We start from the raw sequence: 15,047 nt of genomic DNA, 5'->3' as shown, positions 1-15,047 counted from the left end.
GGTGCCGGCTCTGCGGCGCGGCACCATAGCGTGTCGAAGACGCGCGTAAACGCGCTTATGGCGTCGCACCGCGTCCAGGACACGGAAGCGCTTACGCCACGCTCTCCAGGAACGCTTCTTCCGCGGCATGGACTGCATCGGGCGTGCCGACATGCATCCAGACGCCGTCGAGGCGGAGGCCGAACAGCCGCTCCTGCTCGTTGGCGCGGTCGAACATCTTGGTCAGCGAGAACTCACCCTGCGGCGCGCCTGCGAAGATCGCGGGCGACAGGATCGCCGCGCCGGCATAGACGAACGGGACGACCTCTTTTTCCTTGCGCTTGCGCAGGGCGCCGTCAGGCAGCATGCCGTAATCGCCGCGGCCGCTATAGCCGATGCTGGTTGCGGTCGGCGCCATCAGCAGCAGGATGTCCATGCGCGCGGGGTCGAAATTTTCAGCGAGCCGCGTCAGATTGGAGCGCACGCCGTCGATCCAGAGCGTGTCGGAATTGACATGATAGAATGGCGCATCACCGAGCAGCGGCAGCGCCTTGACCACGCCGCCTCCGGTGCCCAGCACCTGGTCGCGTTCGTCGGAGATGGTGACGCGCGGATGCTGGCGCGAGGCCGTGTGATCGATGATCTGATCCGGCAGGTAATGCACGTTGACCACGGCCTCGCTCACGCCGGCCTGGCCGAGCTTGTCGAGCACGTGATCGAGCAGCGGCTGGCCGGCGACCGGCACCATCGGCTTCGGCATCTTGTCCGTCAGCGGACGCATGCGCAGGCCGAACCCTGCGGCGAGCACCATGGCTTTGGTCGGCTTGACGGACATCCTTCGCTTTCTCAGATCCCTTGATTTCGCTTTCGCGGCAATCCTAGCATGAGCCACGACTGGCCGCACCGCATCTCAACCGCCTTAGCCACCCGCCGTGACGGTTGTACGACGGGTGTTGCCGTCATGCCCCGACGGCTGTGGAACGCACCTTTTTCTTCTTGTCGCCCACTTTGAGGAAATTGACGCCGATCTGGTCGCCATTGACCCAGGCAAGCTCGCAGCGCCGGTAGGCCAGTCCGGTGGACGACAGCAGCAGAAAGAACTCTTTCAGGTGCAGGCCTTCGACCGAGCCGTCGATGGTCAGCTTGGCGCCGCTATCGGAGACATCCTCCATGGTGCATTCGCGCCGCCAGGTCCCGTCGATACCCATCATCTGGGCCGGAATCCCACGCTCGAAAACGACCCTGCTATTTCCGCGCTGATCCGCTTTCGCCGCCATCTGCCCTGCTCCAGCCCCGTAATCATCCGGCTCCCTCGCCGTCAGAATAGCGACATCTTGGCTAACGGCCGGTAAATCGGGTCGTTAATCAGGCCTGAGGAGGCGGGACGTTGGCGAGATACCAGTCGCGCAAGGCACTCAGCGCGGGATGGGCCAGCGAGCGCTGCAGATAGGTCCAGATCCGCGGCTGGTGACGCAAATAATGCGGCTTGCCGTCGCGGCGGTTGAGGCGGGCGAAGGTGCCGAGCAGCCGCGTGTTCCGCTGCGCCGACATGATCGCGTAGAGCTCGGCGAAGCCGGCCGCCTCGAAGCCGGCATCGGCCGCGCGCCGCGCCTTGATGTAGCGCGACAGCAGCGTCAGCTCGATGTTTTCGGGCACGTCGATGCGGGCGTCCTGCAGCAGCGACACCACGTCGTAGGAGTGCGGACCGAGCACGGTGTCCTGGAAATCGATCACGCCGACGCGTTGGATGCCGTCGCGGTCAGCGAGCCAGATCAAGTTCGGCGAGTGGTAGTCGCGGATGATCCACGTCCGCGGTGCCGCCAGCGGCTTCTTCAAGAGCTCCCGCCACATCGCGAAGAATTCTGCGCGCGCTGCCTCGCTCAGCGGCGCGTTGCGGTCGGGCAGATACCATTCCGGCATCAAGCCGATTTCGATCAGCATCGCCTCGATGTCGAAGACGGGAATGGCATAGGTCTGCCCGTCCAGCGGCAACGTCTCCGGCAGCGTCTTGCCATGCAGCGCGGCCAATAGATCGGTCGCGGCCTCGTAGCGCTCGGCGATCGGGCGCGGCGGATCGCCTTCGATCACGCCTGCGCTGCCGAAATCCTCGGAGATCAGGAAACCGTGGTCGAGATCGAAATGGTGGATCTTCGGCGCGGAGATTCCTGCCTCGCACAGGCCTTCGTCGAGGGCAACGAACGGCTTGATGTTTTCCGCGAGATGCACCGCGGCGCTGTAGGACTTGCCGTTGTAGAGCGCCGCGCCGTCCGGCCGCTGCGGCGAGTTCATGAGGATGACGACCTCGTCGTCGCGGATCAGGCGCGCGTAGGATCGTGTCGAGGCATCGCCGGCCATCCGCTTGCGCGTCGCGTCGATGTATCCGGAGGCATCGAGAAATTCGCGCAGCGCCTGCAATCGCGCCACAGTCGCGGCACCCTTGCCATACCCGGCGATGTCGGCTGCGCGTGCATTCGACCCCAGCGCCGGGCGATGCGTCAACGCGATGTCGATGCGGTCCTGCGGCATTGCCGACGGCGCGCGCTCCGGCCATTCGATCAGGACGAGCGTGGCATCGGGCAGTGGCGACAGCCCGATCTCCTCGAGCTCGCTCTCGTCCTCGACGCGGTAGAGATCGGCATGCAGCACCGGGAAGGGCGGCAGCTCGTAGCCCTGCACCAGCGTGAAGGTCGGGCTGGGCACCTCCAGCTCCTCGTCGCTGGCGAGATAGCGGATCAGGCTGCGCGCTGCTGCGGTCTTGCCGGCGCCGAGATCGCCGGTCAGGGCGATGACGTCGCCAGGGCCGACCAGCAGCGCGAGGTCGGCCATCAATTGCGCGGTGGCCGTCTCGTTGTGAAGCGCGACGGAGAGTTTCGTGGGTTCTGTCATTCGGCGGCGTCGCGATGCGCCGCTTGGTCGGTCGGGAAATCGCAGATCACGACCGTGCCGCGGCCGACGATCGAATCCACCCGCACCTTGCCGCCATGCAGCTCGACGAAGGAGCGCACCAGCGACAGGCCGAGCCCGGCGCCGCGGTGACGCGAGCCCTGCGAGCGGCTTTCGAACCAGTTGAACACCTTGTCCTTCATGTCGGCAGGTATTCCAGGCCCGGAATCTGTCACGGTGAAGACCACGCTGCGCTCGGTACGCCGCGCGCTGATGCCGACGGTGGAATCCTGTGGAGAAAACCCGACGGCGTTGGCGAGGAGGTTATAGAGCACCTGCACCACGCGCTTCTCGTCGCCGACGAAGCTGCCGACATCGGGCGCGATCTCGACCTTGAGGCGGATGCGGTCGGTGGCGAGGCGGTCCTGGATGCCCTCGGCGGCGAGTTCGATGGTCTTGCTGACGTCGACCGGCCCGAGTTCCAGCTTCATCGCGCCGGCATCGATGGTGGCGAGATCGAGGATGTTGTTGGTCAGCGCCAGCAGCGCGTTGGTCGATTTGGTGACGTAGTCGAGATATTCGGCCTGTTTCGGGGTCAGCGGCCCGGTCGAGGGATCGCTGAGGAAATGCGCGAAGCCGATGATGGTGGTGAGCGGCGAGCGCAGCTCGTAGGAGACGTGGTGGACGAAATCCACCTTCATCTGGTCGGCTGTCTCCAGCGCCTCGTTGCGCTCGCGCAGCGCGCGCTCGACATTCTCGGTGTCGGTGATGTCCTGGAACGTGAGCATGGTTGCGCCGTCATGCAGCGGGCGGATCATGCCGTCGAGCACGCTGCCGTCCTTGCGCTCCAGCTTCAGCGGCACGTCGGCGCGGCTCTCGATCGAGGTGACTGCCTCGCGGATCTGGCGCCAGACCGCGGGGTCGTCGAACAGCTGGTGGCACCAGCCTTCCACCGTCTGGATGTGCGGCTCGTCGCGCATGGCATCGCTCGACAGCTTCCACATCCGGACGAAGGCCGGGTTGAACAGCTGCGCCTTGCCGTTGCTGCCGAACACCGCGACGCCCTCGGCGAGGCTGTCCAGCGTCTCGCGCTGGACCCGGATCATGCCGTCGAAGCGGCGGGCGAGCTCGAGGCTCTCGGTGACGTCGTCGAACAGATAGGTGACGCCGCCTTCCGGGTTCGGCGTGGTGACGACGGAGAGCGCACGGCCGTCGGGCAGATACCACGTGTCCTTCGCAGCCTCGACCGCGCGGTAGGCCTCGTGCAGTTTCGCTTTCCAGGCGCGGAAATCGGGCTGTTCCGGCAGCTTGCGCGCGGCGCGGAGCTGGTCGAGCACGCTGGAATCGTCGGGATGGGCGTCGAGGAAGCTGCGGTCGAGGTCCCACAGCCGGCGGTAGGAATCGTTGTAGAAGGCGAGGCGGCGCTGGCCGTCGAACACGGCAACGCCGGAGGAGAGCTGGTCGAGGGTGCGGCGATGCGCCTCGGCCATGCGCACCAGCGCCGAGCTGAGGCCATCGGCCTCGCTGGCATCGATGGCGACGCCGACGCTGCCGCTGCCGACATTGACCGCGCGCACGTCGTAGATGCGGCGCTCGCCGCCGATCACGATCGGCAGCCGCGCGTTGAAACTGGCCGCGTCCTTCAGGCCCCGCTCCAGCGCGGTGCGATCGGCACTGTCGAGCAGCTCGAGCTTGCGTTCCTGCGCGTCGGTGACGCTGTTCGCTTCGGTCGCGCGGACATAGGCCGGGTTGGCGTAGGTCAGCGCGCCGTTCTCGCTCTTGGCCCAGATCGGCCAGGGTGCGGCGGCGGCAAAGCCGCGCAGCATCTCGGTCTCGTCGGAGAGCGCGTTGTAGCGCAGATGGGTCTCGGCCAGCTCGCGGCGCAGGCCCGAGAGTTCGCGAATCCGGACGATGGCCTGGCCGCCGATGGCGCGGCCGATCGCTTCCAGCGTATGGCCATGTGCGGTGCCCAGCGTCAGCTGGAACCCGTCGCCGCGGTCACGCAGGGCGTCGACCGCATGGTCCATCTGCAGCGCGGGTTCCGGCGGCAACCAGGTTCCGAAGGCGAGCACGCGCTGCGGCGAGGAGTCGCGCGGCAGCACCAAGGAGATGTCGCCGGAGATCTGCGCGCGATTGTCGCCGGCCGGCCAGGAGATCAGGATCTGCGGCTCGGCGAACAGCAGCGCGCCGAAGCGGTCGGCCTGCAGCTGGAGTTCCCCGATCCGGGCGCGCAGCCGCGCCTCGCTCTTCGCCGTCCGCACGCGCGTGCGCATCAACAGGATCGCGGCCATCACCGAGAAGCCGAGCAGGGCCAGCGCGGTGGCGAGCACCGCGAGTTCCTGCCGGTTGAAATTCAGCATGATGGAGAGGGTGTCGATGAGGTCGGCGGCCTCGGCCGGCGCAGCCGGCAGCAGCGCTGCAAGAGCGCCTCCCAACAAGCCGTTGCGCGCAAGTGATGTGCACGACAGCAGCGTCCGACGCATCGACACGATCACGCCTGACATAGTTGCCCCAAGACCGCACGAATCTACGCGCGGCGACCCCCGTCGCGCGCGAATCAAAAGACAATACCCTCACCGTGACTCCGCCGGTAAGAGTCCAGATCGTGAACGCAAAGGCGGCCCCAAAAAAATGCGGGGCGCGGTGTTCCAGCTCACGTAGTTCTTCGGGATGATTCGGCTGGATCTGCCGTGCGTTAGCGCCCGGTCGAGCCGAAGCCGCCGGTGCCGCGATCGGTCGTCGACAACGTCGCCACTGGAACCAGCGCCGCCTGCACCACGGGCGCGATCACCATCTGGGCGATGCGTTCGCCGCGCTTGATCACGAACGGGGCCGTGCCGTGATTGATCAGGATCACCTTGATCTCGCCGCGATAGTCGGCGTCGATCGTGCCCGGCGAGTTCAGCACGGTGACGCCGTGCCTGGCCGCGAGTCCCGAGCGCGGCCGCACCTGGGCCTCAAAGCCGGGCGGCAAGGCGATCGCAAGCCCGGTCGGCACCAGCACATATTGGCCGGGCGCGAGCGTCAGCGGCTCGCTGTCCGCAACCGCGGCCATCAAATCGAGCCCGGCGGCCTCACTGGTCTGATAGGCCGGCAATGGCAGGCCGTCGGCATGCGCCAGTTGCTGCAGTTCGACAGTGACTTTCGTGCTCAAGGCGCCGACTCCAGGGATGTGTCGGTCGCGCTCTTTGCGATGTGCGCGACCAGTTCGATGGCGACCTGTTCCTTGGTCATCACCGGCCAGGAATCAACTGCCATCTCGCCATTCTTCTCACCATTCTTGCGGCTGATCAGATGCACGGTGTTGCGGTCGCCGCCCATCACGCCGGTGGCGGGGGAGACGTCGTTGGCGACGATCCAGTCGCAGCCCTTGCGGGCGAGCTTCGACTTGGCGTTGTCGATGAGGTGCTCGGTCTCGGCGGCAAAGCCGATCACCAGCGGCGGGCGCTTGTCGGTCAATTTTGAAATCGTGGCGAGGATGTCGGGATTCTCGACCAGCTGCAGCGGCGGCATGCCGGCGGACGTCTTCTTCAGCTTCTGCTCGCCTTCATTGGCGACGCGCCAATCGGCGACGGCGGCAGCGAAGATCGCGATGTCGGCGGGCAGCGCGGCCTGCACCTGCTCCAGCATCTGCCGGGCCGATTCGACATGCTTTACCGTCACGCCCGGGGGATCGCTGAGATCGACCGGACCGCTCACCAGGATCACCTCGGCACCGGCGGCCTGAGCGGCCGCGGCAATGGCAAAGCCCTGCTTGCCGGAGGAGCGGTTGGCGATGTAGCGCACCGGATCGATTGGCTCGTAGGTCGGACCTGCAGTGATCAGCACGCGCTTGCCGGCGAGCGGCTTTGGCATCGGGGGCCGCAGCAGGCGCTCGGCGGCATTGGCGATCTCGATCGCCTCCGACATGCGGCCGACGCCCGCCTCGCCCGCCTCCGCCATCTCGCCGGAATTCGGTCCACACAGCACGACGCCGTCGCGCTGAAGCTGCGTGACGTTGCGGCGGGTCGCCGCATTGCTCCACATCAGCGGATTCATCGCCGGTGCCAGCAGCACCTTGCGGTTGGTTGCGAGCAGGATGGCGCTGGCGAGATCGTCGGCATGGCCGTTCGCCATCTTCGCCATCAGATCTGCGGTGGCCGGCGCCACCACGATGAGGTCGCAGTCGCGCGCGAGGCGGATATGCCCGGCGTCGAACTCGCTCTGGGGATCGAACAGGTCGGTGTAGACGCGCTCATGCGACAGCGCGCTCACCGCCAGCGGCGTGACGAATTGCTGGGCCGCCTTGGTCAGCACGCACCGAACCTCGATGCGGCGCTCCTTCAGCCTGCGGATCAGGTCGAGCGATTTGTAGGCCGCGATGCCGCCGCCGATGATCAGGGTGACGCTGGCCTCTGCGACCGCGCCGGCGCGCTGCGGCGTAGGGGCGGTGGATGCGGCGGGCGGCGCCGAAAACGGCCTCAGCGGCTCCTCGCGGCCCTCGATCAGCTCCCGCAGGATGACCCGGACCTCTTCCTCGACCGACCTGTGGTTTTTGGCCGAGCGCAGCCGCAGATAGGTTTTGACGTGTTCGTCGAGCTTGCGGATGGTGAGGCTTGCCACGGCGCCCTCCAGCACGGAATGATAGCGATGCTATCATTCGCATGATTGCAGTGCAATCATAAATTCCGGACGGCGATCAGGATTCCGATGAAGGTCGCGGCGATGATCCAGAGCGCGACGGTGCGCCAGCGGTTCTTGCGGCCTTCGCTCCGTCCCATCGCGGCGATGCTCTCCGGCGACAGCCTGATGCCCTCCCGCGTCATGGTTTCGAGTTGCTCGAGCACCTTCACCGACCGCTCGGCGATCTCTGGCAGCCGCATCAGCACCCGCGCGATGTCGCCGGTTCCGGCGAGCGCGCCCTGCACCCGGCCGATCGGACCGAGATTGCGCTCGATCCATTCGCGCACCACGGGGTCGGCGACCTTCCAGATGTCGAGCCGGGGATCGAAGCCGCGCGCCACGCCTTCGACCACGACCATGGTCTTCTGCAGCAGGATCAGCTCGGGCCGCGTCGTCATGTCGAACAGGCCGGTGACCTCGAGCAGCAGCGTCAAGAGCCGCGCCATCGAGATCTCTTCCGCCGTGCGATTGTGGATCGGCTCGCCGATGGCGCGGATGGCTTGCGCGAAATTCTCGACCGAGTGATGCGCGGGCACGTAGCCCGCCTCGAAATGCACCTCGGCGACGCGGCGATAGTCGCGGGTGATGAAGCCGAGCAGGATTTCGGCGAGGAAGCGCCGCTCTTTCATGCCGAGCCGGCCCATGATGCCGAAATCGACCGCGACGAGACGGCCGGCGTCGTCGAGGAACAGATTGCCCGGATGCATGTCGGCATGGAAGAAGCCGTCGCGCAGCGCGTGGCGCAGGAAGCTCTGGATCACCTTGCGGCCAAGGTCGGGCAAATCGACCTGCGCCTCTTCCAGGCGCTTGTGATCGTTCAGCGCGATGCCGTCGATCCACTCCATCGTCAGCACGTTGTGCGTGGTGCGGTCCCAGTCGACTGCAGGCACGCGGAAATCGGGGTCGTCGCGGGTGTTCTCCGCCATCTCCGACAGCGCAGCTGCCTCGAGACGCAGGTCCATCTCCATGGCGACCGAGCGCGACATGGTGTTGATGACTTCGATGAGGCGCAGCCGCCGCGCTTCCGCCGAGTAGGTCTCGGCCTTGTGTGCGACGAAGAAGAAGTCGGAGAGATCGCGGCGGAAACGCGCGGCGACGTTCGGCCGGAGCACCTTGACCGCGACCGATTTGCGGATCCCGTCGTGCAGGACTTCGCCGCGATGTACCTGCGCGATCGAGGCGGCTGCGACGGCCGGCCCGAAGCTCACGAACACGTCCTTCAGCGGGCGCTCCAGCGACGTCGCGATCGCGGCCTCGGCTTCGTCCTGCGGAAACGGCGGCAGGCGATCCTGCAGGCTTTCGAGGTCGCGGGCCATGATGACGCCGACGACGTCGGGGCGCGTCGCCAGGAACTGTCCGAGCTTGAGATAGGCGGGGCCCATCCGTGTCAGCGCGCGAGCGATCCGGGGACCGTGCTTGGTGCCGCGGCGTTCGACGAGGCGTGCGAGCTTCAGCGCGAGCTGTCCCGGCGGGGGCACCAGGCTCGGATCGACCGAGCCGAACACGCCCTCGCGCGCGAAGACGAACGCGGCGCGGATCAGGCGCGAAATGTGGTTGAAGGCAGAGATCACAAACGCCAGCCCGAATGCAGTGCGACGATGCCGCCGGACAATGTCTGCCAGCTGACGCGGGAAAAGCCGGCTTCGCGGATCATGTCGGCGAAGGCGTTCGGCTTCGGAAACTTGCGGATCGATTCAACCAGATATTGGTAGGACTCGGCATCGCCCGTGATCATACGGCCGAGCGGCGGGATCACCTTGAACGAGAACAGGTCATAAAGCCGATCGAGCCCGGGCATCTCGACGCTGGAGAATTCAAGGCAGAGGAAGCGGCTGCCGGGCCTCAGCACGCGATAGGCTTCGTGCAGCGCCAGATCGATCCGGGGTACGTTGCGAATGCCGAACGCGATCGTATAGGCGTCGAAGCTGCGGTCCGCGAAGCCGAGCGCTTCGGCATTGCCTTCGACGAAATCGACTTTGGCTTCGAGATGCCGCTTGGCCGCGCGCTCGCGGCCTACCGCCAGCATGTCGGTGTTGATGTCGCAGACGGTGGCATGGAAGCCCGCACCTGCGGCCTTGGCGGCGCGGAACGAGATGTCGCCGGTGCCGCCGGCCACGTCGAGCAAGGCGAACGGCCGATCGCTCCTGGGCGGATCCAGCGCCGTGATCATGATGTCCTTCCAGACCCGGTGCAGGCCGCCGGACATCAAATCGTTCATCAAATCATAGCGCGACGCCACGCTGTGAAACACGTCGTTCACCAGCGTCTGCTTGTCCCCGAGGGGCACGTCCCTGAAGCCAAAATGCGTGGTTTCGCCCGGCCGATCCATTACTCTACTCCACTGGGCGGACCATAGCGCGCCCGCCGCAATGGCGCTATCACACCGCCCTCATAAGGTGAATGCCTGACCATGCCTGAATTGCCCGAAGTCGAGACCGTCCGCCGCGGCCTTCAGCCCGTCATGGAGGGTGCGAAAATCCTCAAGGCGGAGGCTCGCCGGCCGGACCTGCGCTTTCCGTTCCAGCCGGACTTCGTGGCCCGGCTCCAGGGCCAGGTCGTCACAGGACTGGGCCGCCGCGCAAAATATCTCATGGCCGATCTTGCCTCCGGTGACGTGCTTCTGATGCATCTGGGCATGTCGGGCTCGTTCCGCGTCATCAAGCCGGACAACGACGCCGCTCCGGGCGAGTTTCACTATCCGAAGGGCAAGGATTCGGCGCACGACCACGTGCTGTTTCGGATGTCCTCCGGCGCGGATATCGTCTTCAACGATCCGCGCCGCTTCGGTTACATGAAAGTGATCGCGCGCAGTGCACTCGACGAGGAGCCGTTGTTGCGTGGGCTCGGCCCCGAGCCGCTCGGCAACGAATTCGATGCCGCGATGCTGGCGGGGGCCTGCGCAGGCAAGCTCACGAGCCTGAAGGCGGCACTGCTCGACCAGCGCGTGGTCGCAGGCCTCGGCAACATCTATGTCTGCGAAGCCCTGCATCGCTCGCATCTGTCGCCACGCAGGATCGCCGCGACGCTCGCGACCAAGGGTCGCAAGGGCGTCGGCGCGGGCGAGCCGACCGATCATGCGAAGCGGCTGGTCGGTGCGATTCACACCGTGCTGAACGACGCCATCAAGGCCGGCGGATCGTCACTGCGCGATCATCGCCAGACCTCCGGCGAGCTCGGCTATTTCCAGCATTCGTTCAAAGTCTACGACCGCGAGGGCGAGAAATGCACCACGCCGCGCTGCGGCGGCACGATCAAGCGTTTCACCCAGAATGGCCGGTCGACCTTCTGGTGTCCGAAATGTCAGAAGTGATGATCGGGCACGAAGGCGTCTTCCCAAAAACGCGAAGCGAAGCAATCCGGCCGGGCTGGTGGCCGGACTGCTTCGTCGCTTCGGCCCTTCCGGATGGCGAAGGGCCGACGGTCGTCTGAGCGATGGCCCCGCTCAGGACGCCAGAGTCGTGGTCTCGTCCGCCGCGAGCTCGGCAGCGATGTGCAGCATGCCGTCTGCGGCCGACATCACCTGGTCGATCAGGACATTGGTCGTGGCTTCGAGCTCGAGCCGGGTCTCGATCCAGCGCCAGAGGTCGCGGATCTCGTCCGCGGACTTGCCGTTCGGCGCGAATTCGCTCACCGCAAGGCCGCTCGCGAGCGAGTCCTGGTGATCATTGCGCATCACGATCAGTGGGCGTGCCAGCACGTCAGCGAGATCGAGTGCGGCTTCCTCGGCGAGCGTGTTGGCCGCGTTGTCGATGCGCTGGCCGCGGATCGGGGTCTGGTTGAGCACGAAGCTGTAGGGCCGCTTCCAGGCGCGGGCAACGCTGAGGGTGGAGACGGTCGCCTCGATGTCGGCGACGCTCGGGCGGGCCGGGATCAGACAGAGGTCGGAATGACGGATCGCAGCGGTGGTGGCGGCGGAAAGACCGGCGGCGGTGTCGACGATCGCGAGCTGCAGGCCGCTGTCAGCCAGCATCTTCAGGCGCGGCTCGATGTCGGCGGCGTGGTAGATCGGCTCGACGACGAGATCGTCGGCGGTGCGGCGACGCTGCCAGTTGGACAGGGTGCCCTGCGGGTCGGTCTCGATCAGGCGGACGGTAAAGCCGGCCTGCTTGGCTGCGAGCGCGAGGCCGATGGCGAGCGTGCTCTTGCCGCTGCCACCCTTTTGGGTGGCCAGTACGATCGTGTGCATTTGAAGGTCAATCCTTTGGAGTGCTTGGGTCAGGAATACGCCACGCGAACGTGCATCAATCGCGATGCTGAGCTCTTCTCGCTCAGGACGTGCCGGCCCGATCCAAAGGGGGATCGCGGAGGTCCGAATCAGCAGTCATGATGATGGCGGAATAGGGAATGCCAGCTAATCCGTACCATTACTGGACCAGTACTCGTACGTGTGATGTGCTCGCTGCCGTGATGGAAAGGGCAGGCGATGAGCGGTAACTGGCGCGACCGGACAACAACCACCTTTGACTGCCAGAAGATGCCGGCGGTCTCGAGCCGCGGCATGGTGGTCAGCAACCATCCCCTGGCCTCCAGCGCCGGGGCCGAGATGCTGGCCGCCGGCGGCAACGCCATCGATGCCGCGATCGCGACCCTGTTCACGCTGACCGTGGTCGAGCCGATGATGGTCGGCATCATCGGCGGCGGCATGGCACACATCCGGCTGGCCGACGGAAGCCACCGCTTCATCGATGGCCAGAGCACCGTCCCGTCGGCCGTTCGCGACACGACCTATACGTCCGCGCCCGGCTCGGCCCACGACGTGTTCGACACCGTCGGCAACGAGAACCTCAACGGGGCGAAGGCCGTCGCGGTGCCGGGCTCGCTCAAGGCCTGGTGCGAGACCCTGCATCGGTTTGGCACCATGAGCCTCGCCGACGTGATTCAGCCCGCGATCAAGCATGCGGCCCGCGGCTATGCGGCGACGCCCTACTTGCATGAATGCATCAGCGAGAGCGCCGTCGAGATGCGCAAGGATAAGCCGATCGCGGCGATCTATCTGCCCGATGGCGAGCCGCTGAAGGTCGGCGAGCGCGTGGTGCAAGCCGAATATGCCGAGACCTTGCGCTATATCGCCGATCATGGCGAAAAAGCTCTCTACGAAGGGCCGCTCGGCGATATCCTCGCCAACTACATGGAGAAGAACGGCGGCTTCATTCGTCGCAATGACCTCACGGCTTACAAGACCGTCGAGCGGCAGCCGGTCCGCGCCGATTATCGCGGCTGGACCATCCTTGGACCTCCGCCGCCCGCCGCGTCCGGCGTGCACATTGCCCAGATGCTCAACATCCTGGAGGGCTATGACATCGGCGCCCTCGGCTTCGGCACGTCAGAGACGATCCACTATCTTGCCGAGGTGCTGAAGATCGCCTTTGCCGACCGCGCTGCGGCCAGCGGCGATCCTGATTATGTCGGCGTCCCCGTGGAGAAACTGACCTCCAAAGCCTATGCCGAAGAGCGCCGGCGCGCCATCGACTCCGTGCGGGCGCAGAATTGGGGCGCCGGCGTGTCGCAGCTCGAAGGTGCCCACACCACGCACATGACTTCGGCGGACGCTTTCGGAAACGTGGTCGCGACGACGCAGACCATCAACAATCTGTTCGGCGCCAAGATCATGATCCCGGGCTTAGGGGCCATTGCCAACAACTACATGAACCTGTTCGATCCGCGACCGGGCCACGCGCTCTCGCTGGCGCCGGGCAAGCGTGTCACCACCTCGATGTCGCCGATGATGGCGCTGAAGGGTGGTAAGCTGCGCTATGCGCTCGGATTGCCCGGCGGCAAGCGCATCTTTCCGAGTGCGATGCAGGCCCTGGTCAATCTGATCGACCACGGCATGAGCCTGCAGGAGGCCGTCGAGGCGCCCAGGGTCTGGACCGAGGGCAACGCGCTCGAGGTCGAGCAGACGGTGCCGGAGACCGTGCGCACCAAGCTCGAAAGCCTCGGCCACACAGTGCAGCCCGTTGCGACGGTCGCAGGCGGCATGAACGGCATCGCTTTCGACGACGACGGCACCATGACCGGGGCCGCCTGCTGGCGTGCTGACGGCACGCCGGTCGGGATATCGGGTGGTCTCGCGCGGAGTGGCATCAGATTCAGGTTGGGCTGACCGGGAAATTACAAGACCGGTTCGCTCGCCCGTCGAGGCCACTGAACTCGTCCAATCGCCTGCGGACGGCATCGCCTTCGTTCCGCGCTTGGCAGTTCTCGGATTGCCGCGGCATTATTCGAACAATGGCCTTTGCCGGTGCACATCGACGTCACCTCGGACCCGATCCCCTGCGGATGACGGCGTGAGCCCGGCAGTATATGCTGGGGCTGGCTGGCGGCAGGCGCGTCTGTCAACGTCTCAGTAAGGCTGTGCGTATGGGCAGGGATATCGGCGGCGACTTCTTGGCTGGCGGAGGCGAGTTGGGCGCTTTGACGCGAGCGTTTGACTGGTCGAGCACATCCCTGGGCGCTCCAGAAAGCTGGCCCCAAAGTCTTAGGGTCACGGTGCGGCTCGTTCTGACCTCGCGGCACCCCATGTTCATCTGGTGGGGGCCGGAGCTCATCCAATTCTACAACGATGCATACCGGGAGACGATGGGGCCGGAAAGGCACCCAAGCGCTTTGGGGAGCTGCGGCCGCGAGTGCTGGGCTGAGATCTGGGACATCATTGGTCCTCAGATCGAGTACGTCATGTCCGGCAAGGGAGCGACCTGGAATGAGGACCAATTGGTGCCGGTCACGCGTCACGGACGTCGCGAGGACGTTTGGTGGACCTATAGCTTCGGCCCTATCGATCTTGAAGGCGAGGTTGGCGGCGTGCTTGTCGTCTGCAGGGATGTCACGTCCGAGCATATTGCAAGGGAAGCGCTCAACCTCATCAACGAGGAGCTGAAGCACCGCGTCAAGAATACGCTTGCAGTGTTGAGCGCGGTCGCTGCGCAGACATTTCGCGATCCCACGAGCAAAGCGAGCCTCGAAAAGTACCAGGCGCGGCTGGGCGCCTTTGGACGCGCGCAGGACCTGCTGACCGCGTCAAACTGGGCGGCCGCGCCGCTCCACGATGTGATCCGCACGGCTCTAGCACCCTATCGGACAGGTGAAGGCCGCTTCACGGTGTCGGGTCCTCCACTCGTCGTGAAGTCTCGCCAAGCGCTTGCTCTGTCCCTGGCGCTTCATGAACTTGCGACCAACGCTTTGAAGTACGGCGCTCTGACCGTGGCGGGAGGCTGTGTATCCATCACATGGACGGTCGAGACTGAGGATGGCGAGTCCAAATTCGTTTTTGTCTGGGAGGAGATTGACGGCCCGCTTGTATCGGAGCCCGTTGGCGCAGGTTTCGGCTCCAGGCTTATTTCGCGCGTGCTGAAAGACGATTTCAGCGGTTCCGTCGATGTTTCCTACGGCTCGGCCGGGCTCAAATGTCGTCTGACGGCGCCCCTTAAGAATCTCGGGACTTCGCAGAATATCACGTGAGACTCTGCATGGGCGTGGCCGAGCGGAGCGCATCACGTGCCGCACCGCATCGGACACGAGAGAGC

At 65.6% G+C, this 15,047-nt stretch carries 12 protein-coding genes; 3 read left to right on the top strand and 9 right to left on the bottom strand.

Annotated elements, in window-relative coordinates; genetic code table 11:
• Positions 1-91: 91 nt before the first annotated feature.
• The 8 genes from AC0WRY_RS00405 to ubiE all read right to left on the bottom strand — a co-directional run bounded on the left by AC0WRY_RS00405 (position 92) and on the right by ubiE (position 9,853).
• Positions 92-814 (bottom strand): nucleotidyltransferase family protein, encoded by a 723-nt coding sequence (locus tag AC0WRY_RS00405; protein ID WP_194405169.1) that lies wholly within the window; start codon positions 812-814, stop codon positions 92-94.
• Positions 815-938: 124 nt separating this feature from the next.
• A complete protein-coding gene (locus tag AC0WRY_RS00400; protein WP_194405168.1) occupies positions 939-1,256 on the bottom strand; it encodes a PilZ domain-containing protein in 318 nt (105 codons plus the stop codon).
• Between the two features lie 88 nt (positions 1,257-1,344).
• Positions 1,345-2,865 (bottom strand): tRNA (adenosine(37)-N6)-threonylcarbamoyltransferase complex ATPase subunit type 1 TsaE, encoded by a 1,521-nt coding sequence (tsaE, locus tag AC0WRY_RS00395; RefSeq protein ID WP_491122537.1) that lies wholly within the window; start codon positions 2,863-2,865, stop codon positions 1,345-1,347.
• On the bottom strand, positions 2,862-5,366 hold the full coding sequence (locus tag AC0WRY_RS00390) for a sensor histidine kinase (RefSeq protein WP_491122536.1): 2,505 nt from the start codon (positions 5,364-5,366) through the stop codon (positions 2,862-2,864). Before AC0WRY_RS00390 ends, tsaE begins: the two co-directional genes overlap by 4 nt.
• A gap of 191 nt (positions 5,367-5,557) precedes the next feature.
• Positions 5,558-6,016: a dUTP diphosphatase gene (dut, locus tag AC0WRY_RS00385; protein WP_491122535.1), complete on the bottom strand. Its 459-nt coding sequence runs from the start codon at positions 6,014-6,016 to the stop codon at positions 5,558-5,560.
• Entirely contained in the window at positions 6,013-7,464 is a 1,452-nt protein-coding gene (gene coaBC / locus AC0WRY_RS00380; protein WP_491122534.1) for a bifunctional phosphopantothenoylcysteine decarboxylase/phosphopantothenate--cysteine ligase CoaBC, read from the bottom strand. Before coaBC ends, dut begins: the two co-directional genes overlap by 4 nt.
• Positions 7,465-7,520: 56 nt before the next feature.
• On the bottom strand, positions 7,521-9,095 hold the full coding sequence (gene ubiB, locus AC0WRY_RS00375) for a 2-polyprenylphenol 6-hydroxylase (RefSeq protein WP_211415297.1): 1,575 nt from the start codon (positions 9,093-9,095) through the stop codon (positions 7,521-7,523).
• Positions 9,092-9,853 (bottom strand): bifunctional demethylmenaquinone methyltransferase/2-methoxy-6-polyprenyl-1,4-benzoquinol methylase UbiE, encoded by a 762-nt coding sequence (gene ubiE, locus AC0WRY_RS00370; protein WP_194405162.1) that lies wholly within the window; start codon positions 9,851-9,853, stop codon positions 9,092-9,094. Before ubiE ends, ubiB begins: the two co-directional genes overlap by 4 nt.
• An 81-nt stretch (positions 9,854-9,934) precedes the next feature.
• Here ubiE and mutM point away from each other — a divergent pair, with 81 nt between their 5' ends.
• Positions 9,935-10,834 carry a bifunctional DNA-formamidopyrimidine glycosylase/DNA-(apurinic or apyrimidinic site) lyase gene (mutM, locus tag AC0WRY_RS00365; RefSeq protein WP_211415298.1) on the top strand — a complete coding sequence of 300 codons (900 nt, stop codon included), beginning with the start codon at positions 9,935-9,937 and terminating at the stop codon, positions 10,832-10,834.
• Between the two features lie 132 nt (positions 10,835-10,966).
• Here mutM and AC0WRY_RS00360 read toward each other — a convergent pair whose 3' ends face one another.
• Entirely contained in the window at positions 10,967-11,710 is a 744-nt protein-coding gene (locus AC0WRY_RS00360) for a nucleotide-binding protein (RefSeq protein WP_491122533.1), read from the bottom strand.
• Between the two features lie 237 nt (positions 11,711-11,947).
• On the opposite strand from AC0WRY_RS00360, the gene ggt reads away from it, so the two are divergent.
• Positions 11,948-13,627 carry a gamma-glutamyltransferase gene (gene ggt / locus AC0WRY_RS00355; protein ID WP_491122532.1) on the top strand — a complete coding sequence of 560 codons (1,680 nt, stop codon included), beginning with the start codon at positions 11,948-11,950 and terminating at the stop codon, positions 13,625-13,627.
• Positions 13,628-14,043: 416 nt separating this feature from the next.
• Positions 14,044-14,982: a sensor histidine kinase gene (locus tag AC0WRY_RS00350; protein WP_246776385.1), complete on the top strand. Its 939-nt coding sequence runs from the start codon at positions 14,044-14,046 to the stop codon at positions 14,980-14,982.
• The last annotated feature ends 65 nt before the right edge of the window (positions 14,983-15,047 follow it).

The sequence above is a fragment of the Bradyrhizobium sp. T-12 genome (assembly GCF_058314695.1).
The sequence above is the reverse complement of the archived record's forward strand: the minus strand, read 5'-3'. Positions and strand labels throughout refer to the sequence as shown.